General features: G+C 69.8%; 18 protein-coding genes. 17 read left to right on the top strand and 1 reads right to left on the bottom strand.

What is annotated here, in order from left to right:
• Positions 1-7: 7 nt before the first annotated feature.
• On the bottom strand, positions 8-1,144 hold the full coding sequence (locus tag ACX1D1_RS12990; protein WP_182784486.1) for a glycosyltransferase family 4 protein: 1,137 nt from the start codon (positions 1,142-1,144) through the stop codon (positions 8-10).
• A 243-nt stretch (positions 1,145-1,387) separates the two neighbouring features.
• On the opposite strand from ACX1D1_RS12990, the gene ACX1D1_RS12985 reads away from it, so the two are divergent.
• From ACX1D1_RS12985 to ACX1D1_RS12905, 17 genes are all read left to right on the top strand, one after another.
• On the top strand, positions 1,388-3,445 hold the full coding sequence (locus ACX1D1_RS12985; RefSeq protein WP_182784484.1) for a DEAD/DEAH box helicase: 2,058 nt from the start codon (positions 1,388-1,390) through the stop codon (positions 3,443-3,445).
• 20 nt (positions 3,446-3,465) lie between these two features.
• Positions 3,466-4,386, top strand: coding sequence for a tRNA (adenosine(37)-N6)-threonylcarbamoyltransferase complex ATPase subunit type 1 TsaE (gene tsaE / locus ACX1D1_RS12980; protein WP_459054822.1), 921 nt, complete (start codon positions 3,466-3,468; stop codon positions 4,384-4,386).
• A complete protein-coding gene (gene tsaB / locus ACX1D1_RS12975; protein WP_459054821.1) occupies positions 4,383-5,030 on the top strand; it encodes a tRNA (adenosine(37)-N6)-threonylcarbamoyltransferase complex dimerization subunit type 1 TsaB in 648 nt (215 codons plus the stop codon). The genes tsaE and tsaB overlap by 4 nt, the downstream gene beginning before the upstream one ends.
• Complete coding sequence (locus tag ACX1D1_RS12970) at positions 5,027-5,509, top strand: GNAT family N-acetyltransferase (protein WP_459054820.1); 483 nt, start codon at positions 5,027-5,029, stop codon at positions 5,507-5,509. Before tsaB ends, ACX1D1_RS12970 begins: the two co-directional genes overlap by 4 nt.
• The gene (gene tsaD, locus ACX1D1_RS12965) at positions 5,506-6,549 is read left to right on the top strand and encodes a tRNA (adenosine(37)-N6)-threonylcarbamoyltransferase complex transferase subunit TsaD (protein ID WP_459054819.1); all 1,044 of its coding nucleotides are present in this window, start codon (positions 5,506-5,508) and stop codon (positions 6,547-6,549) included. Before ACX1D1_RS12970 ends, tsaD begins: the two co-directional genes overlap by 4 nt.
• A gap of 145 nt (positions 6,550-6,694) precedes the next feature.
• Positions 6,695-8,551, top strand: coding sequence for an ABC transporter substrate-binding protein (locus tag ACX1D1_RS12960; protein WP_459054818.1), 1,857 nt, complete (start codon positions 6,695-6,697; stop codon positions 8,549-8,551).
• Between the two features lie 158 nt (positions 8,552-8,709).
• Positions 8,710-10,230, top strand: a complete 1,521-nt coding sequence (locus ACX1D1_RS12955) for an ABC transporter permease (RefSeq protein WP_459054817.1) — start codon at positions 8,710-8,712, stop codon at positions 10,228-10,230.
• Positions 10,231-10,244: 14 nt separating this feature from the next.
• Positions 10,245-11,237: an ABC transporter permease gene (locus ACX1D1_RS12950; protein WP_459054816.1), complete on the top strand. Its 993-nt coding sequence runs from the start codon at positions 10,245-10,247 to the stop codon at positions 11,235-11,237.
• Between the two features lie 9 nt (positions 11,238-11,246).
• On the top strand, positions 11,247-13,007 hold the full coding sequence (locus tag ACX1D1_RS12945) for an ABC transporter ATP-binding protein (RefSeq protein ID WP_459054815.1): 1,761 nt from the start codon (positions 11,247-11,249) through the stop codon (positions 13,005-13,007).
• Between the two features lies 1 nt (position 13,008).
• The gene (locus ACX1D1_RS12940) at positions 13,009-13,491 is read left to right on the top strand and encodes an NUDIX hydrolase (protein WP_182784590.1); all 483 of its coding nucleotides are present in this window, start codon (positions 13,009-13,011) and stop codon (positions 13,489-13,491) included.
• Positions 13,470-14,636 (top strand): class I SAM-dependent methyltransferase, encoded by a 1,167-nt coding sequence (locus tag ACX1D1_RS12935; RefSeq protein WP_459054814.1) that lies wholly within the window; start codon positions 13,470-13,472, stop codon positions 14,634-14,636. The genes ACX1D1_RS12940 and ACX1D1_RS12935 overlap by 22 nt, the downstream gene beginning before the upstream one ends.
• A 143-nt stretch (positions 14,637-14,779) precedes the next feature.
• Positions 14,780-15,076 (top strand): co-chaperone GroES, encoded by a 297-nt coding sequence (groES, locus tag ACX1D1_RS12930; RefSeq protein WP_182784465.1) that lies wholly within the window; start codon positions 14,780-14,782, stop codon positions 15,074-15,076.
• A 9-nt stretch (positions 15,077-15,085) separates the two neighbouring features.
• Entirely contained in the window at positions 15,086-16,669 is a 1,584-nt protein-coding gene (gene groL / locus ACX1D1_RS12925; protein WP_182784463.1) for a chaperonin GroEL, read from the top strand.
• Positions 16,670-16,781: 112 nt separating this feature from the next.
• On the top strand, positions 16,782-18,287 hold the full coding sequence (gene guaB / locus ACX1D1_RS12920; RefSeq protein WP_459056588.1) for an IMP dehydrogenase: 1,506 nt from the start codon (positions 16,782-16,784) through the stop codon (positions 18,285-18,287).
• A 22-nt stretch (positions 18,288-18,309) separates the two neighbouring features.
• Positions 18,310-19,410, top strand: a complete 1,101-nt coding sequence (locus tag ACX1D1_RS12915; protein ID WP_459054813.1) for a GuaB3 family IMP dehydrogenase-related protein — start codon at positions 18,310-18,312, stop codon at positions 19,408-19,410.
• 16 nt (positions 19,411-19,426) lie between these two features.
• Complete coding sequence (locus tag ACX1D1_RS12910) at positions 19,427-19,720, top strand: chorismate mutase (protein ID WP_182784459.1); 294 nt, start codon at positions 19,427-19,429, stop codon at positions 19,718-19,720.
• Position 19,721: 1 nt separating this feature from the next.
• Positions 19,722-20,900 (top strand): NAD(P)/FAD-dependent oxidoreductase, encoded by a 1,179-nt coding sequence (locus ACX1D1_RS12905; protein WP_459054812.1) that lies wholly within the window; start codon positions 19,722-19,724, stop codon positions 20,898-20,900.
• Positions 20,901-20,902 lie beyond the last annotated feature (2 nt).

Below are 20,902 nucleotides of genomic sequence, written 5' to 3'. Positions count from 1 at the left end.
CGGTTGCTCAGGCGACGAGCTTGGGGCCCCGCACCGAGAGTCTGACGGCCTTGGCGTAGTGACCCACCAGTTCGGCGCACACCGTGTCCCAGCTCCGGTCCAGCGTGGAGTGTCGTGCCGCCCGGCCGAAGGCGCCGCGCTTCGCGTCGTCGCCGATCAGGTCCAGCACATGGCCGCGCATCGCGCCCAGGTCTCCGGGGCGGTACAGCCAGCCGGTGCGGGACTGGTCCACCAGGTCGATCGGGCCGCCGCGTCGCGGCGCGATGACGGCGAGGCCGGATGCTTTCGCTTCCTGGATGGACTGGCAGAACGTCTCCAGCTCGCCGGGGTGGACGAAGAGGTCCAGGCTGGCCAGGGCCGTGGGTAGGTCCTCGCCCGTCAGTTCGCCCAGGAAGGCGGCGCGGGGGAGGGCGGCCTCCAGCTGGGGGCGGAGTGGGCCGTCGCCGATGATGACCAGGCGCGTGCCGGGGATGTCCGCGAGCGTGGCCAGGTCTTCGACCCGTTTCTCCGTCGCCAGCCGACCCATGTAGCCGATCAGCCGTTCCCCGTTCGGGGCATGGAGGGCCCGGAACTCTGTGCTGCGTTTGGTTGGATCGAACCGGCCCGAGTCCACGCCACGCCCCCACACACCGACGCGAGGCACCCCCTGGTCGATCAGCTGATCGCGGGCGAACGTCGAGGGCGCGAAGTTGAGTGAGGCGAGGGAGTGGACCTGCCTGACGTGGTGCCAGAGGAGTGGCTCAAGTTGTGGGAAGCCGTACCGGCTCGCGTACGTGGGCACCTCGGTCTGATAGATGCCCACCATGGGAATGCCGAGCCTGGCCGCGACAGTGGCCGCCTTGTATCCGACGACGAACGGCGCCGCGAGGTGGATCACATCGGGGGCGAATCCGGTCAGCAGCCTCGCGATGGAGGAGGACGTGGTGGTGACCACCCTCACCACGTCGTAGCCGGGCAGGCCGACGCTGGTGACGGTCTCGACGGGGAAGCCGCAGTACTCGTGCGGAGTGCGGTCACCCGCCTGCGGGGCGATCACCATTGCCTCGTGGCCGGTCGCCCTCAGATGTTCGAGGACGCGCAGGACGGAGTTGGTGACCCCGTTGACGCTCGGGAGAAACGATTCCGCGACGATGGCAACTCGCACAGCCCCAATTTTACTGACGGCGGTGTCCGGGGCACCTCCGTCAGGGAAACGCTCAATGAACGTCTGGTGACGTTCGAAGGACCGTGGATTCGGAGATTCTCGGTCGAGACCGTAGACTCGACGGGCCCGGTAAGGCGATTAACGCCAGCGTGTGACAGATGAGCGGGCAAATCGTGGGGCCCCGATGTGGGCCCGAGCGGCCCGAATCCAGGGCCCACTATCCCGCAGAGGACCTCTTCTATCATGAACGCACCACGCCAGAAAGACCGTTGGTCACCCGAGCAGCGCACCGCCAAGGGCCTCAAGGCCCAACGTCGCGGCCGCACCGAGCCCCCGGCCCCGGGCGCCCCGCTCAACCGCAAGCAGCGCCGCGCGCTGGAGTTCGGTGACCGTCCCTTCGTCCCCAAGACCGACGAGGGCTCAGACCGCCCCGCCCGCGACGAGCGCCCCGCCCGCGACGACCGCCCGCGCCGTGATGACCGTCCCGTTCGGGACGATCGTCCCCGCGACGACCGCTACTCCGATCGCTCCCGCGATGATCGTCCCCGCCGCGACGATCGTCCCCGCGACGATCGTTACTCCGATCGCTCCCGCGATGATCGTCCCCGCCGCGACGATCGCCCCCGCGACGACCGTTACAGCGACCGGTCCCGCGACGACCGTTACAGCGACCGATCCCGCGACGATCGCCCCCGCGACGACCGCTACTCCGATCGCTCCCGCGACGACCGACCCCGCCGCGACGACCGCCCCCGCGACGACCGTCCCCGCTGGGGTGACCGCGACGACCGCGGTGGGGATCGCTCCGGCGGTCACCGCCGCAGCTCGATGCCTCCCCACGTCGACGTGCGCCGCCCGCACGAGCCGCGCGGCCACGATGACCGCCGCGGCCATGACCGCCGCGACACCCGCGCGCCCCGCCAGGACAGCTTCGACGCTCCCGAGGCGGACCAGATGAGCTGGACCGCCACGACGGCTGAGGCTGTGGAGGGCGACGTGGCGTCGGGCTTCTTCGAGCTCGGTGTTGCCGAGCCCTTGGTGCGCGTCCTCGCCGGCCAGGGCATCAGCGCCCCGTTCCCCATCCAGGCCGCCACCATCGGCGACGCCATCGCCGGCCGCGACGTCCTGGGCCGGGGACGCACCGGCTCGGGCAAGACGCTTGCCTTCGGCCTCGCGATGCTGACCAGGCTGGCGGAGGGGACCCCCGTCGGATCCCCGCGAGCCATGATCCTGACGCCCACCCGTGAGCTGGCCCTCCAGATCGCCGACGTCCTCTCCCCGCTGGCGGCCGCGATGCGGCTCGACCTCACGCTCATCGCGGGCGGCATGGCCTACGGTCCTCAGATCCGCGCGTTCGAGCGCGGCGTCGACGTGGTGGTGGCCACCCCCGGCCGCCTCATCGACCTGCTGGAGCAGGGCGCCGCGGACCTCAGCCAGGTGCAGATCTCCGTCCTCGACGAGGCCGACCACATGGCTGACCTTGGCTTCACGAAGGAGGTGCGCACCCTGCTCGACGCCACCCCCGAGGGTGGGCAGCGGCTGCTGTTCTCCGCGACGTTGGACGCGGCCGTCGACTCGATCGTGCGGACCTACCTCAACAACCCGGTCACGCACGAGGTGGACTCCAGCCAGAACTCGGTCACGACGATGGTGCACCGGCCGCTGATCGTGCGCCCCCACCACAAGAACCAGGTCACGGCTGAGATCGCCAACCGCGACGGCCGCACGGTGCTGTTCGCCCGCACCCAGTTGGGCACCGACCGCATCGCCGGCCAGCTCCGCGAGGCGGGCGTGATGGCGGGCTCGCTCCACGGCGGCCTCACGCAGGGCGCCCGCGCCCGCATCCTGGCTGCGTTCAAGGACGGCACTGTGCCGGTCCTCGTCGCCACCGACGTGGCGGCCCGCGGCATCCACGTCGACGATGTGACGCTGGTGCTGCAGGTCGATCCGCCGCGTGACTCGAAGGACTACCTCCACCGCGCCGGCCGCACCGCCCGCGCGGGCCAGGAGGGCGTGGTGGCCACGGTGGTCCTGCCGCACCAGCAGCGCTCCACCGAGCGGCTGCTGAGCCAGGCCGGGGTGCGGGCTGCTGCCCTCGCGGTGGAGCCGGGCTCCGCGGAGCTGCGCGAGGCGACCGGGGCACGTCCCACCTCGGGTGTCGAGATCTCCGAGGCCGACTACCAGCAGCTCATCGCACCCAAGCAGGCTCAGCGCCGTCGTCCCGAGGGAGGCGGCCGCGGTGGCCGTCGCTACGAGGGCGGCCGTGGCGGGCAGCGCGGGGGCCGCAGGGATCGTTGGTGAGGGCGTAGGATTTCGCGCCTATGGACACCGCCACCCTGTCGATCCGGATCGCCGATCCGGGCGATGCCGCCGAACTGCTGCACGTCATCCATGCGGCGTTCGCGGCGCGTCCCCCAGTGGACCCGCCAGCCGAGGCGCTGACCGACGAGGTTGCCGACATCGAGCGTGCCCTCACCGACGGCTACGGCGTCGTGGTGGAGCGCGAGGGGAGCATCATCGCCGGACTGCTCGTCGACCTCGCGGACGGGACCGCAACACTGAGACGCGTCTCGGTGCTGCCGTCGGCCAGCGGCCAGGGCGTGGCGCGTTCCCTCGTCGAGGGCGCCCTCACCGTCGCGGCGGATCTGGGCGCCCGGCGCGCCTCGCTGTTCGCGCGTGAGGAGTTCCCCCAGCTCGTCGACTGGTGGCGGGACCACGGCTTCGACGTCGTGGCGCCGGAGCCGCACGGCTTCCGGATGGGCCGAGACCTCCCCGTCGTCATCGACGTACCCACGGCCGACGACATGCGCCGGCTCGGCCGCGCCCTGGCGGGCGTGCTCGCCAAGGGCGACGTGATCGTCGCCACAGGCGATCTGGGTGCGGGCAAGACCACCCTCACCCAAGGCATCGGGGAGGGGCTGGACGTCGAGGGGCCCATCATCTCGCCCACGTTCGTGATCTCGCGCGTTCATCCGCCCCGGGGCGGGGGGCCGGGGCTGGTCCACGTGGACGCCTACCGGCTTGGCGACGCCTCCGAGCTCGCCGACATCGACCTCGACGCCACGCTCGCGGAGTCCGTGACCCTGGTCGAATGGGGCCACGGGTTGGCAGAGTGGCTGGCCGAGGACCGTCTCGAGATCGACATCGTCCGCGGGATGGACTCAGACGATCGCACCGTCTACCTCACCGGCTTCGGGCCCCGGTGGGCCGGTGCCCTCGACGTCCTCAGGGAGGCGCCATGACCTGGACCCTTGGCATAGACACCAGCCATGTCGTCGCGGTGGGCCTCGCCCTCGACGGTGATCCGCACACCCGCGTCGTGGTGGCGGACACCCGCGCCCACGCCGAGTCGCTCATGCCGTCGGTGCTCGAGGCCTGCGCCCGCGCCGGAATCAGCCTTCGAGACGTCGACGAGTTCGCCGTCGGGATGGGTCCGGGGCCATTCACCGGCCTGAGGGTCGGAGTCGCCACCGCGTGGACCCTCGCACACGCCTCCGGCCGCGCGGCACACGGCGTGTGTTCCCTCGATGTGGTGGCCAGGCAGTGGGCGGAGGAGGGCGCCCCGGCCCAGTTCGTCGTCGCCTCGGACGCCCGCCGCAAAGAGCTGTACTGGGCCACCTACCTCGGCGACGGGACGCGCGTGTCAGACCCGCAGGTGAGCGCCCCGGAGTCGTTACCGGCCCTTCCCGTGGCAGGCGCCGTCCCCACGGCGTTCCGGGCACTGCTGGACGTCCGGGGCCCGGAGTCGTTGGACCCCGCGCTGCTCGCGGCCCGGTGGCCGCTGCTGCTCCCCGCAGGCGACGAGCCGTACTACCTTCGCGTGGCGGACGCCACCGTGCCCGGCGCACCCAAGTCGGCGCTCCCGCGGCTCAGGGCTCCCCGGTGATCGTCGAGACGGCCGTCGCGGAGGATCTCCCGGACATCCTCGCGCTGGAGGAGCACTTCGCCACGCAATGGTCCGAGGCGTCCTGGCGCCAGGAGGTCACCGGCGAGGGTCGGCTCGTGCTCATCGCGCGCCGCAAGAGCGGAGAGGCGGTGGGCGTGGCCGCATTCCAGTTGGTCGACGACGTGGCGGACCTGCACCGCATCGTCGTGGCGCCCCATCAGCGCCGCCTCGGATTCGCCCGCGTGATGCTGATGGCCGGCCTCCAGTGGGCCATCGGCCACGGGGCGCGGCGGATGCTGCTGGAGGTTGACGCGTCCAACGCCTCGGCCATCCAGCTGTACCAGGGTTATGGTTTCGCGGCCGTGGCGACCCGGCCGGACTACTACGGGCCAGGCGCCGACGCGCTGATTCTCGAGCGCAGGCTGGAGGGCGTCGACGCGGACTCCGTCGGCATGTGGGACATGGAGGGAGAGCGATGAGTGAGCCACTGGTGCTCGGGCTCGAGTCGTCGTGCGACGAGACCGGTGTCGGCATCGTCCGTGGACGGACCCTGTTGGCCAACGAGGTGGCCAGCTCGGTGGACCTGCACGTCCGCTTCGGCGGGGTGGTGCCCGAGGTGGCCAGCCGGGCGCACCTCTCGGCGCTGATCCCCGCGCTGGAGCGCGCCGCCGGGAAGGCGGAGGTGGACCTGTCGGAGCTCGACGCCATCGCGGTGACCGCCGGCCCAGGCCTGGTCGGCGCCCTCGTCGTCGGGGTCGCCTCGGCGAAGGCCCTGGCGGCCTACCTGGGCAAGCCCCTCTACGGGGTGAACCACCTGGTGGGCCACGTGGCCGTGGACCTGCTGGACCACGGGCCGCTTCCCATGCCGTCGCTGGCGCTCCTGGTCTCCGGAGGCCACACCCAGCTGCTCCACGTCGAGGACATCGCCACCCGGATCACCGAGGTGGGCTCCACCATCGACGATGCCGCAGGCGAGGCCTACGACAAGGTCGCCCGCCTGCTCGGACTGCCGTACCCGGGCGGGCCCGTGATCGACCGGGCAGCCCAGGAGGGCGACCCCACCTTCATCCGCTTCCCACGCGGGCTGACCGCCCGGCACGACATGGCCAGGCACCGGTTCGACTTCTCCTTCTCCGGGCTGAAGACCTCTGTGGCGCGGTGGGTGGAGCAGCGCCGGCTCGACGGCGGCGACGTGCCGGTGGCAGACGTCGCGGCCAGCTTCCAGGAGGCGGTGTGCGACGTGCTGACGGCCAAGACCATCGACGCCGCCCAGCATCTGGGGGTCAACTCCATCCTCATCGGCGGCGGCGTGGCCGCCAACTCCCGGCTCCGCACACTGTTGGAGGAGCGGGCCGGGGAGGCCGGCATCGAGCTTCGGCGCCCGCGGCCGGCCCTGTGCACAGACAACGGCGCCATGATCGCTGCTGTCGGCAGCGAGGCCATCCTGGCCGGCGTTCGCCCGTCGGGGCTCGGCTTCTCGGTGCACTCGGGACTGCCCGTGAGTACCATCGTCGTCTGATTTTGTCGCGCCAGGACACAAGTTAGTAACGATCTGGTGTCAAACCCCAGATTGCCTAGCCAATTTGAACGTGCCTTGGCTATGTTCGCTGGCATCACTCGGCCCATTCGGGCCTCTTCCGTCGTTCGACGACTTAGGAGAAAGAATGAAGTTCCAGGGAACCAAGGTGTCCCTCGGCCTGGTCTTGAGCGGAGCACTCCTGCTCGGCGCCTGCACCAGCCCAGAACCCACCGAACCTGAAGACACCGCGTCGGGTAGCGCCTCGGCCGCCCCGTCCGCCAGCGAGGGCACAGGCGGCGGCGACGCCGCTGCCGGCTGCCTCCAGGACGTCGGCGTCACCGAGACCACCGACGGCGAGGTCCGCTACACCGCCGGCCCCGGCGACTGGAGCGGCTACAACTCGATCACCAACGGCACGTACTCCACGTACAACTCCGTGATCGCCGCCCACATGTTCTCGAGCTTCGTGTACTTCGGTACCGACGGCACGATCTGCGACAACACCGATTTCGGCACCTACGAGGTCACCTCGGATGACCCGCTGACGGTGAAGTACACCATCAACGAGGAGGCCGTCTGGTCCGACGGCACCCCCGTCACCATCAACGACTACCTGATGGACTGGGCCGCCCAGAACCCCGAGTTCATCGCCCCCGGCTTCGCCAGCGGCGAGAACCCCGACGCCGCGGCCGTGTTCGACCACGTCTCGACCTCGTTCGCGCAGTACGTCCTCGAGGGCCCGGAGGGTGAGGTGGGCTCCAAGGAGTTCACCGTCGTCTACACCAACCCCAACCCTGACTACAAGATCATCGTCACCTCGGCGCTTCCCGAGCACGTGATCGCCACCCAGGCCGGCCTCGAGCCCGGCGCCTTGGCCCAGGCCGTCATCGACCGCGATGCGGAGACCGTGACGTCCGCGGCCGAGTTCTGGAACACCGGCTGGATCTTCAACCCGGGCGAGCTGCCCGCGGCAGACGTCACCCCGTCGTCGGGCCCGTACATGATCAAGGATGGCAGCTGGCAGGCGGGCAACTCCCTGACGCTGACCGCCAACGAGGACTACTGGGGCACCCCGGCCGCCACCCGCGACCTCGTGTTCCGCTTCATCGACGACGCCCAGCAGGTCCAGGCGTTGGGCAACAAGGACGTCCAGGTCATCCAGCCCCAGGCCACGGTGGACACCGTCGGCCAGCTCGAGGCCCTCGGCTCCTCCGTCACCATCGAGTCCGGCTCCTCGCTGACCTGGGAGCACCTGGACTTCAACTTCCGCGAGAACAACGTCTTCGGTAACAACGAGACCGGCCTGACCCTTCGCACGGCCTTCGCCCACTGCGTGCCCCGTCAGCAGATCGTCGACACCCTGATCGCGCCGATCGCGCCCGACACGGTGCTCATGAACGCCCGCGAGGTGTTCCCGTTCCAGGACAACTACGACGAGGTTGTCGGCGTCTCCTACGACGGCCGCTTCGACACGGTTGACCTCGAGAAGTCCAAGGAGCTCGTCGCCGAGGCCGGCATCGCCACCCCGATCGACGTGCGCATCGGCTACCGCGCCGGCAACCAGCGCCGCACCGAGACCGTGGCCGCGATCCAGTCCTCCTGCAAGGAGGCCGGCTTCAACGTGATCGACTCCAGCGCCGAGGACTTCTTCACCAACGCCAACGTCAACGGTGACTACGAGGTGGCCCTGTTCGCGTGGGCCGGCTCCGGTCAGATCACCTCGGGCGAGAACATCTACGCCTCCGGCAAGCCGCAGAACACCTCGGAGTTCAGCAGCGAGATCGTTGACGCGGCCTGGGCCGAGCTCGTCGCCACCCTGGACGAGACGGTGCACCTCGAGCAGACCAAGATCATCGAGAAGGAACTGTGGGATCAGCTGCACGGCATCCCGCTGTACGCCCACCCGCTTGTCGTCGCCTACGACTCCACCCTGAGCAACGTGCGGGCCACCGCCACGCAGGATCAGGTGTCGTGGAACGCCCCGCAGTGGGTTGCCAAGTGATTCGTGACTGACGCCTAGTCAGCCCGCACGGTTGGGGCAGGTGACGTTCGCGCCACCTGCCCCACCTCGCGTTCACCTTCCATCACAGTTCAGCCCTGCCCTAGTATGCGGCGGATGGGTGCCGCCGCAGGCGCCCGAACCATGTCAGAGGACCGATCTTGCTCAAGTTCATCGCGAAACGCCTGGGGATCTCGCTGGCGATTCTCCTGTTGGGGTCACTGCTCCTGTACGTGCTGGTCATCAACTCAGGAGACCCGCTGCAGGACCTGCGGGAGTCCAACGACCCGAACCGCGAGAATCGCATGCGCCAGCGGATCGAGACGATGGGGCTGAACCTTCCGTGGTACGAGCGCTACCTGGACTGGCTGGGGGGCGCGTCCAAGTGTCTCATCGGCCAGTGCGATCTCGGCGTGGCACTCAACGGCCAGTCCGTCAATGCGCTGGTGGCGGTCGCGGCAGTCTCCACCCTTCGCCTGGTGGTCTTCGCCACACTGTTGGCCATCACCACCGGCGTGATCCTCGGCATCATCACCGCCATCCGCCAGTACAGCGGCTTCGACTACGGCGTCACACTCTTCGCCTTCGTCGCCTTCTCCCTCCCCGTCTTCTGGCTGGGCGTGCTGCTCAAGCACTACGCAGCCATCGAGTTCAACAACTGGATCGTCGACGCCGATCTGACGTGGCCGGTGATCATCGGCGTGGCTGTGGTGCTGGCGTTCATCCTGCAGGCCGCCATGGGGGGCGACCTCAAGCGTCGCCTCATCACGTTCGCAGCCATCGCAGCCGGTGTGACGGCCATCCTCATCTACTTCGACGCCGTGACCTGGTTCCGGCGTCCCGCCATCGGCATCCCCGTGTACGTGCTCGCCGTCCTCGGCGCCGCTGCGCTGGTGATCATGCTCACCTCCGGCTTCCAGAACCACCGCGTCCGCAACGCCGTCGGCGCCACCGCGGCAGTCTCGCTCGTCGGGTACATCGCGATGCGCGGCTACCTCATGGACAACGGCTCGGTCGCAGTACTGCTCATCTGCTTCGCGGCGGCGATCGTGGCCGGGGTCGCGGCCGGGCAACTGCTCGGTGGATTCTCCCGGCGCCAGGCCACCTTCTCCGCCGTCGTCACAGCGCTGCTCGCCTCGTTGCTGGCGGTCAGCGACCTCCTGCTCTCCAACTGGGCCCAGTACCTGGAAGAGCAGCCTCGCCCCATCCCGACCATCGGCTCGATGACGCCCAACTACGAGTCGACCTTCTGGATGCACTCGATCGACACGCTCACCCACCTGGTGCTGCCCACCGTGGCCCTGACGCTGATCTCGATCGCCTCCTACACCCGCTACACCCGGGCCTCGATGCTGGACGTGCTCAACCAGGACTACATTCGGACCGCGCGGTCCAAGGGCATCTCGGAGCGCAAGGTGATCACCCGCCACGCGCTGCGCAACTCGCTCATCCCGCTGGCCACCATCGTGGCGTTCGACTTCGCCGGGCTCATCGGCGGCGCGGTGATCACCGAGACCGTGTTCGGCTGGCAGGGCATGGGCAACCTGTTCCGCACGGGCCTCGCCCAGGTTGACCCGGCACCGGTGATGGCGTTCTACCTCGTCACCGGGACAGCCGCGGTGGTCATGAACATGGCGGCCGACATCGCCTACGCCATCCTCGATCCGCGGATCTCTCGCTAGGAAGCAGGCCACTCATGACTGACACCAACAATCCGGCCCAGCTCGACGAGGTCCACGAGACCGACTACGAGATCGAGTCGATGCCCGACGAGACCACCACGACGGACAAGTCCTACTCACAGGGCCAACTGGTCCTGCGTCGCTTCGTCCGGCACCGCGGCGCGATGATCTCGCTGACCATCCTGGTGCTCATCATCCTGCTCGCCCTCACGTCGATCGGCTTCGGGCCCATCCCCGGATGGTGGCCCAAGAACCACGTGGACCTGTACCCGATCCAGGAGGTGGGCGGGGCCCCCACCCTGAAGCTCTGGCCGTTCTCGATCGGGGATCATCCCTTCGGGCAGTCCACCATCGGCAAGGACTACTTCGCCCTGGTCATGCTCGGCACCCAGAACTCGCTGACCATCGCCTTCACCGTCGGCATCGGGGCCACGATCATCGGCACCCTCGTGGGTGCGGCCGCCGGCTACTTCCGCGGCGTCGCCGAGTCCTTCCTCATGCGCGTCACGGACCTGTTCATCATCATCCCCACGCTGGTGCTGGCCGCCGTCCTCGGCCGGATGGCCGGCAACGTCGGCGGCATCTTCGCGTTGGCCGGCATGCTGGCCATCGTGTCCTGGACCGGCCTGGCACGCCTCGTGCGCGGCGAGGTCCTGTCGCTCCGCGAGCGGGAGTTCGTGGCCGCGGCGCGCGCCGTCGGCACGTCCTCGTGGCGGATCATCGTGCGCCACATCCTGCCCAACGCGCTGGGCACCATCATCGTGAACGCCACCCTGCTGATCTCGGCCGCCATCCTCGTGGAGACGGCGCTGTCGTTCCTGGGCTTCGGCGTGCGGCCACCCAACACGTCGCTGGGCCTGTTGATCTCCGAGAACCAGAACGCGCTGAGCACCCGCCCGTGGCTCTTCTGGTGGCCGGGCGTCTTCATCGTCTCCATCGCGCTCTGCGTGAACTTCATCGGTGACGGTCTCCGTGACGCGTTCGATCCCCGCCAGCAGATGGACTGAGGTACTCCCATGACCACCACCCCCCGTTTCACCGGCGAGAACCACGTCCTCAAGTTCGACGACCTCGACGTCCAGTTCCGCACCGAGTTCGGCACCGTCCACGCCGTCAAGGGCATCACGCTCAGCGTTGAGCCCGGAGAGGTGATGGCGTTGGTGGGCGAGTCCGGCTCCGGCAAGTCGGTCACCGCCACCACTGCACTCGGGCTGCTGCCCAAGACGGCCCGGATCCAGGGGCAGACCCGGGTCACGGACCAGAGCGTCGGAGAGCTGTCCGGACGCCAGCTCCGTGCCCTGCGCGGCAACCGCGTCGCCATGGTGTTCCAGGAGCCCATGACCGCGCTCAACCCGGTGATCAAGATCGGCGAGCAGCTCACCGAATCCATGGAGGTGCACGGCGTCGCGTTCGGTCGTGAGGCGTGGGACCGCGCCGTCGACCTGCTCAACGCCGTCGGCATCCCGAATGCCGAGCGCCGTGCCAGCCAGTTCCCGCACGAACTGTCCGGGGGGATGCGCCAGCGCGTGGTGATCGCCATGGCGCTGGCCTGCGACCCCGAGGTGATCATCGCCGACGAGCCCACCACGGCCCTGGACGTCACGGTGCAGGCCGAGATCCTGGACCTGCTGCGATCACTCAAGGACAAGCTCAACACCGGCATCCTGCTGATCACCCACAACATGGGCGTGGTGGCGGACATGGCCGACAACGTGGCGGTGATGTTCAAGGGCAACATCGTGGAGCGCGGCCCCGCAGAGCAGGTGCTCCTGCACCCCACCCACCCCTACACCAAAAAGCTGCTGGCCGCCGTGCCGCGGCTCGGCCAGGGGCACGGACAGTTCGGTGTGGCCCCCCACCCGGTGAGCCCCACGGCGGAGGCGGCCCTGGAGGTCGACGAGCTCGTGGTCGAGTACCACCGCGCGGGCAAGAAGCCGTTCCGCGCCGTCGACGGCGTCAGCTTCGACGTTCGTCGGGGGGAGATCGTCGGCCTGGTGGGTGAGTCCGGCTCGGGCAAGTCCACCATCGGCCGCGCGCTGCTCGGGCTCATCCCGTCGGATTCCGGCCAGGTCCGCGTGTTGGGGGAGGATCTGCTCTCCCTCAAGGGCCAGGCGCTCAAGGGCCTGCGCAAGCGGATCGGCGTCATCTTCCAGGACCCGGCCGCCTCACTCAACCCCCGATTCCCCATCGGGGACGTCATCGCCGAGCCGCTCAGCGTGCACAAGGTGGGCGACGCCAAGGCACGGCAGGCGCGGGTCCACGAACTCCTGGACGCGGTCCAGCTCCCGCGCACCGTCTACAACCGGTACCCGCACGAGTTGTCCGGCGGCCAGCGGCAGCGCGTCTCCATCGCCCGCGCCCTCGTGCTCAGCCCAGACCTGCTGGTGGCCGACGAGCCCACGTCGGCGCTCGACGTCTCCGTGCAAGCCTCGGTACTGGCCATGTTCACCGCCCTCCAACGGGACTTCGGTTTCGCGTGCCTGTTCATCTCACATGACCTGGCGGTGATCGACTCGCTGGCGCACCGCGTCGTCGTCATGCAGTACGGCCAGATCGTGGAGAAGGGCGATCGCGAGCAGGTGCTGCTCAACCCGCAGGAGGAGTACACCAAGCGCCTGCTGGCGGCCGCGCCCGTGCCGGACCCGATCGAGCAGCGCCAGCGGCGGGAGGCCCGCCACGAGCTGCTCAGGTCGCTCGGGGACGAGATGGTGGAGTTCGACACCCGCGAGCTGGACTTCGATGGAACAGACCGCACCCAGCGCCAACCCCGGCCCTGACATGGCGTACGCGCCCGAGCTGACCACGCTGGGCTACATCGTGAGCCCGGACCGGCGCCGGGTCCTGCTCGTGCATCGGATCTCCCGGTCCGAGGACGAGCAGCTCGGCAAGTTCAACGGCCTCGGCGGCAAGGTCGAGCGCGACGAGGACGTCGCCTCGGCGATGCGTCGCGAGATCCGCGAAGAGGCCGGAGTCGAGGTGACCTCGATGCGGCTGCGCGGCACAGTGTCCTGGCCGGGCTTCAACGGGCGCGACGTGTTCGGGTTCGTGTTCCTCGTCACCGGCATCGACGGCGAGCCGTACCCCTCGAACCCGGAGGGGACCCTGGCCTGGCACGACGTCGACACGGTCATGGAGCTGCCGATGTGGGACGGGGACCGGCACTTCCTGCCACTGGTCTTCGACGAGACCGTGCCCCAGTTCCACGGCGTCCTGCCCTACGACGGCGGGCACAGCGTGGGATGGCGGTTCTCGGCAGAATGACCGGGCGGGAGGCCGCCCTCGCGGCCGCGATGCGGGAGCCGGATCCGTCGTCGCTGGGCGCCGCGTCCCGCCTGCGCGCCGGCTTCGGCCCCGACGAGGCCGCGTGGGCGCTGACGCAGGCGGCGCTGCGTCGTCGGGCCCGGGTCAAGTTCGCCCGGGCCGACGAGATGCTGTTCACCCACGCGGGTCTGGAACAGGCCACCCGGGACCCTGTCCGCCGGTGGCGCGCGGCGCGCTTCGCTGCGGCCGGGGTGGCGACGGTGTGGGACCTGGGCTGCGGAATCGGGGCCGACGCGATGGCCCTGGCTGAGGCGGGGCTCGCGGTGCACGCCGTCGACGCCGACCCCGCCACCGCCGAGGTGGCGTCCTGGAACCTCGGCCTCGTGGGAGCCGGCCCGGCCGTGGTGGCGCGAGCCGAGGAGGTCGTGCTGCCCGAGAGCGACGGCGTGTTCCTGGACCCCGCCCGCCGCACCTCGAGGGGCCGCACCTGGAATGTGGCGGACTTCACCCCACCGTGGTCGTTGGTGCTCGATCACCTGGCCTCGCCAAGGTTCGCGGCCGTCAAGCTCGGCCCCGGACTCCCCAAGGAACTCATCCCCGACGGCGTGCGCGCCACATGGGTGAGCGACGGTGGCGACGTGGTGGAGGTGTCGCTGTGGAACCGGCTGCCCGAGGGGCGCTCGGCCGTGCTGCTCAGCGGGGGTGGGGCCCTGGAGCTCGTGGGCAGGGGGGATGAGCCGCCCGTCGCCGCGCCGTTGGGGCGCTACGTCTACGAGCCGGACGGCGCCGCCATCCGGGCGGGCCTGGTGGGGGAGTCTGCCCCGGGGGCCTGGCTGCTGGATCCGCACGTGGCCTACCTCTCCTCCGACGCGCCCATCGACACGCCTTGGGCCACCCGCTTCGAGGTCCTCGAAGTCCTCGACTACTCCGTCAAGGCGCTGCGCGGCTACGTCCGCGACCGGGGCATCGGCACGCTGGAGATCAAGAAGCGAGCCATCGACGTCGACCCGGCAGCGCTCCGCCGCGAGCTCAAGCCGAAGGGGAGCGCGGCCGCCACGATCATCCTCGCCCGCACCGTCGACGGGACGGTTGCCATCATCGCGAGGCGATCCAACCGCAGCGCTTCTGGCACTCGGCTTGATTGAGTGCTAAACCCCGGATAACGTAGGTGCTGGCACTCGGCCCTGTCGGGTGCTAATGGTCGGACGGCACCCGCGACGACGCCCGGCCACTTCACACTGACCTACACGCCGGCCTTCGGGTCGGATATGACAGAAAGGTGTTTGACGTGGCAACCACGATCAAGCCGCTCGAGGACCGGATCCTCATTCAGCCCCTTGAGGCCGTCCAGACCACCGCTTCCGGCCTTGTCATCCCCGACACCGCCAAGGAGAAGCCCCAGGAGGGCAAGGTCATCGCCACCGGCCCCGGCCGCATCGACGACAAGGGCAACCGTGTCCCGCTCGACGTCGCCGAGGGCGACATCGTGATCTTCTCCAAGTACGGAGGCACCGAGGTCAAGTACGACGGCCAGGAGTACCTCCTGCTGAACGCCCGCGACATCCTCGCCGTCGTCAGCAAGTAAGGACCACACATGCCGAAGATTCTCGCTTTCAACGAGGAGGCACGTCGCGCGCTTGAGCGCGGTGTCGACGCCCTCGCCAACACCGTCAAGGTCACGCTCGGCCCCAAGGGCCGCTACGTGGTCCTGGACAAGAAGTGGGGAGCCCCCACCATCACCAACGACGGTGTCACCGTCGCCAAGGAGGTTGAGCTCGACGATCCCTACGAGGATCTCGGCGCTCAGCTCGCCAAGGAGGTGGCCACCAAGACCAACGACGTCGCCGGTGACGGCACCACCACCGCCACAGTGCTGGCCCAGGCCATGGTGCACGCAGGCCTGCGCGCCGTGACCGCCGGGGTCAACCCGATCGGCCTCAAGCGAGGCATCGACAAGGCCGTTGAGGCCGTCGTCGAGCGCCTCCGTGAGAACGCGCGCCCCGTGGACACCACCGCCGACATGGCGTCGGTGGCCACCATCTCCTCCCGTGACGAGCAGATCGGCGATCTGATCGCCGAGGCGTTCGACAAGGTGGGCAAGGACGGCGTCATCACCGTCGACGAGTCCAACACGATGGGTACCGAGCTCGAGTTCACCGAGGGCATGCAGTTCGACAAGGGCTACCTGTCCCCGTACTTCGTCACCGACGCGGACCGGATGGAGGCCATCCTCGAGGATCCCTACATCCTCATCAACAGCGGCAAGATCTCGTCGATGAACGACCTGCTCCCGCTGCTGGAGAAGGTCATCGCCGCCAAGGGCACGCTGTTCATCGTGGCCGAGGACGTCGACGGCGAGGCCCTGTCCACGCTGGTGGTCAACAAGATCCGCGGCACGTTCACCTCCGTCGCGGTCAAGGCTCCGGCCTTCGGTGACCGCCGCAAGGCCATGCTGGAGGACATCGCCATCCTCACCGGCGGCCAGGTCGTCGCCCCCGAGGTGGGCCTCAAGCTGGACCAGGTCGGCCTCGAGGTGCTGGGGCGCGCGCGTCGCATCCTCGTCACCAAGGACAACACCACCATCGTCGACGGCGCGGGCGAGCACTCCGAGGTCAGCGGCCGCGTTGCGCAGCTGCAGGCCGAGATGGCCCGCACGGATTCGGACTGGGATCGCGAAAAGCTCCAGGAGCGGGTCGCGAAGCTCGCCGGAGGCGTGTGCGTGATCAAGGTCGGCGCCGCCACCGAGGTGGAGCTGAAGGAGAAGAAGCACCGCATCGAGGACGCAGTCTCGGCCACCCGTGCTGCCATCGAGGAGGGCATCGTCGCCGGTGGCGGCTCCGCCCTCATCCACGCAGGCGAGGTCCTGGCGGACCACCTGGGTCTCGAGGGCGACGAGAAGGCCGGTGTCGACGTGGTGCGCAAGTCCCTCGTCGAGCCGCTCCGCTGGATCGCCGAGAACGGCGGCGAGGCGGGCTACGTCATCACCTCGAAGGTCGCGGAGATGGAGGTCGGCCACGGCTACAACGCCAGGACCGGCGTCTACGAGAACCTCGTCGAGCACGGCGTCATCGACCCGGTGAAGGTGACGCGTTCCGCGCTCGCCAACGCCGCGTCCATCGCCTCGCTCCTGCTCACCACCGAGACCCTCGTGGTGGACAAGCGCGACGACGAGAGCTGACCGCTCAACAGCGCCGCAGGGCCCCGTCCGGTTCGTCCGGGCGGGGCCCTGCCGCATAGACTGGCCGGAGTTGGGGCAGCAGAGAAGAAAAGGTGGACGTGTGTTCGAGGAACTGACCGGCGCTGGAGTGCCCAGCCCTTTCGCGGCGCTGGGCCTGACCTTCGACGACGTGCTGCTGCAGCCCAACCAGTCGGACATCATCCCTTCCCAGGTGGCCACCAGCACCCAGCTCACCAGGCGGGTGCGGCTCAACGTGCCCCTGGCCTCGGCGGCCATGGACACGGTCACCGAGTCCAGGATGGCCATCGCGATGGCGCGCGAGGGGGGCATCGGCATCCTGCACCGCAACCTCTCCATCGAGGACCAGGCGCACATGGTGGACCAGGTCAAGCGCTCCGAGGCGGGGATGGTCAGTGACCCCATCACCGTCAGCCCCCACACCACCATCGGGGAGGTGGACGAGATCTGCGCCACCTACCGGATCTCCGGCACCCCCGTCGTCGAGGCCGACGGCACGTTGGTGGGCATCATCACCAACCGCGACATGCGCTTCGAGGACGATCCCGGCCGCACCGTCGGTGAGGTCATGACGCGGATGCCGCTGGTCACCGCACCCGAGGGGGTCTCCACTGAGGAGGCCCTGGCGCTGCTGGCCCGGCACAAGGTGGAGAAGCTGCCCATCGTCGACGGGCAGGGCAAGCTCACGGGCCTCATCACGCTCAAGGACTTCGTGAAGGCGGACAAGTACCCGCATGCGGCCAAGGACAGCCAGGGCAGGCTTCGGGTAGGGGCAGCCGTCGGGTTCTTCGGGGACTCCTGGGACCGGGCCATGGCGCTCGTTGAGCAGGACGTGGACGTCATCGTCGTGGACACCGCCCATGGCCACTCCCGAGGCGTGGTGGACATGATCAAGCGGCTCAAGGCGGAGCCGGCCGCCGCCGAGGTGGACATCATCGGCGGAAACGTGGCCACCTACGCGGGCGCCAAGGCGCTCGTGGAGGCCGGCGCGGATGGGGTGAAGGTGGGGGTCGGCCCCGGCTCGATCTGCACCACGCGCGTGGTGGCCGGCGTCGGCGTGCCCCAGGTGACCGCGATCTACGATGCGGCCCGGGCCTGTCGGCCGGCCGGCGTGCCGGTGATCGGCGACGGCGGGCTGCAGTACTCCGGAGACATCGCCAAGGCCCTCGTGGCCGGCGCCTCGTCGGTGATGCTCGGCTCTCTGCTGGCCGGCTGCGAGGAGAGCCCCGGCGAGCTGGTGTTCATCAACGGCAAGCAGTTCAAGAGCTACCGGGGCATGGGGTCGCTGGGCGCCATGGCCGCCCGGGGGCGGAAGGCCTCCTACTCCAAGGACCGGTACTTCCAAGGGGACATCACCGCAGACGACAAGCTCATCCCCGAGGGCATCGAGGGCCAGGTGGCCTACCGTGGGCCGCTGTCCGCGGTCGCCTACCAGCTCGTGGGCGGCCTGCGGCAATCCATGTTCTACTCGGGCGCCGGCACCATTGCCGAACTGCAGGAGCGCGGGCGGTTCGTCCGCATCACCTCGGCTGGTCTGCGAGAATCGCACCCGCACGATATTCAGCTCACCGCCGAGGCCCCCAACTACTGGTCGCGCTAGAGACCCAAGGAGAACCGTTCCCATGTACGAGCTCGGGCGCAGCAAGCGCGCCAGCCAGGCCTACGCCTTCGACGACGTGGCGATCGCTCCGGCGCGCCGCACGCGGGGCGAGGACGAGGTGGACCTCACCTGGAAGATCGACGCGGTCTCCTTCGACGTGCCCATCGTGGCGGCGCCGATGGACTCGGTGATGTCGCCGGCCACCGCCATCCGGATGGGGCAGCTCGGCGGCCTCGGGGTGCTCAACCTGGAGGGCCTCTGGACCCGCTACGAGGACCCGCAGCCCCAGTACGAGCGCATCACGCAGGAATCGGATCAGGTCACGGCCACCAAGCGGTTGCAGGAGATCTATGCCGAACCGGTGAAAGCGGAGCTGATCCGTGACCGCCTGGCCGAGATCCGCGCCGCCGGTGTCCCGGTCGCAGGGTCGCTGTCTCCCGCGCGCACCCTGGAGTTCGCGCCCGTGCTGGAGAAGGCGGGCATGGACTTCTTCGTCGTCCGCGGCACCACCGTCTCTGCGGAGCACGTGGGCGGGCAGGACACGCTCAACCTGAAGGAGTTCATCTACCGCTTCGACCTTCCGGTGCTGGTCGGCGGAGTGGCCACCTACCGCGCGGCGCTGCACCTCATGCGCTCCGGCGCGGCGGGCGTTCTCGTGGGCTTCGGCGGCGGCGCCACGCACACCACCGCGTCGGTGCTCGGCATCGAGGTGCCGATGGCTTCGGCGGTGGCGGACGTGGCGGAGGCCCGCCGCGACTACCTGGAGGAGTCCGGGGGCCGCTATGTGCACATTCTGGCCGACGGGGCCGTGGGCCGCTCCGGGGACATCGCCAAGGCGATCGCCTGCGGCGCGGACGCAGTCATGGTCGGCTCCCCGCTTGCGCGCGCCACGGAGGCGCCGGGCCGCGGCTGGCACTGGGGCAGCGAGGCGTGGCACGCGCGGCTCCCGCGCGGCGAGCGTTCGTTCTTCGAGCAGGTCGGCACGCTGGAAGAGGTTGTGCTGGGCCCGTCGAGGGTCCCGGACGGCACGATGAACCTGGCCGGCGGCCTGCGTAAGGCGATGGCGTTGACCGGGTACACAGACCTCAAGTCCTTCCAGAGGATCGACCTGATCCTCCACTGACCCCCGAGGAGCGCCGATGGACGACGCACTGACCGAGCTGAAGCGCCTGCGCGGAAGCATCGACAACATGGACTCGGCCCTCATCCACCTCCTGGCCGAGCGCTTCAAGGTGACCCAACGAGTGGGCGAGCTCAAGGCCAAGGCAGGCCTGCCGGCCGCGGACACGGCCCGGGAGGCGCAGCAGATCGCGCGGCTCCGGGCGCTCGCCGCCGATGCGGACCTGGACCCCGAGCTGGCGGAGAAGTTCCTGACCTTCATCGTCGCCGAAGTGGTCCGCCACCACGAGAAGATCGCACGCGGGGAGGGCTGACATGGCACGGATCGTCGTCATCGGGGCGGGTTTGGCGGGCCTTCGGGCCGCGGGGCTGGTGGCGGCCTCCGGCAGGGACGTCCTGGTGCTTGAGGCCTCCGGTGCGGTCGGGGGGCGCGTGGCCACCGACGTGGTGGACGGCTTCCGTTGCGACCGCGGCTTCCAGCTGCTCAACCCGCTCTACCCGGCGGCCCGCCGCGCCCTGGACATGGGCAGGCTGGACCTGCACCGTTTCGGCCGCGGGGCGGCGTTGCGCACCGACGATGGGCTCCAGGTGCTGGCGGACCCCACCCGCCACCCGCAGCACGCGGCGGGGCTGGTGCGTGGGCCGCTCACCCCGGGAGACCTGGCAGCGGTGGCGCGCTGGGTGAAGGCCTCCGGGCAGGAGAGCCTCACCCTGAGCGGTGCCCTGGATGCTGCGGGCTTCTCGCCGGTTGTGCGCCGCGTCGTCGAGCGGTTCTTCTCGGGGGTGACGCTTGACCCCGAAGGGGCCACATCGGCGTCCCAGGTGCGCCGGCTCGCAGGCTTCTTCGCACTCGCCACCCCCGCGGTCCCCGCCCAGGGCATGGCCGCCGTGCCGCTGCAGGTCGCCGAGCCGATCAGAGACCGGATCCGGCTCGGCGCCCGGGTGTCCGCGGTGCGGCCCGGAGCGGGCGGGGTCGAGGTGCGTCTCGCCGATGGCTCCGTGGAGCGGGCAGAGACCGTGGTGCTGGCGGCCGGGCCGCTCGGCAACGCGGCGCTGCTGGGGCTTCCCGCACCGGCCATGCTCGGCGTGACCACGTGGTGGTTCGCCGCCGACGAGGCCCCCACACGATCGCCCTTCCTGCATCTCGATCTGCGCGAAGGCGCCCGCCTGGCGAACGCCTGCGTCCAGTCCAATGTCGCGCCGTCCTACGCCCCGGCGGGGCAGCACCTCGTCCAGGCAAGCGCAGTGGGAGACCACGCTCTGACGGACGCCGACGCCGCCAGGGAGGCGGGCAGCGTGCTGGGCGCAGACGCCTCGCGCTGGCGCCTGCTCGTGCGCCATGACATCACCCACGCCCTCCCCGCCCTGCCGCCCGGGGCTCGCGCCCTGATGCCGGTGCCCGCCGGGGTGCTGGTGGCCGACGACCTGCCCGGCGCGTCGATCCAGGACGCCCTCGCGTCCGGGGAGCGGGCCGCCCGGGCGGTCATCGGCTGAGG

The sequence above is a fragment of the Tessaracoccus luoxuelianae genome (genome assembly GCF_054483915.1).
Note: the sequence above shows the minus strand (reverse complement) of the source record. Positions and strands in the feature narration are given on the sequence as shown.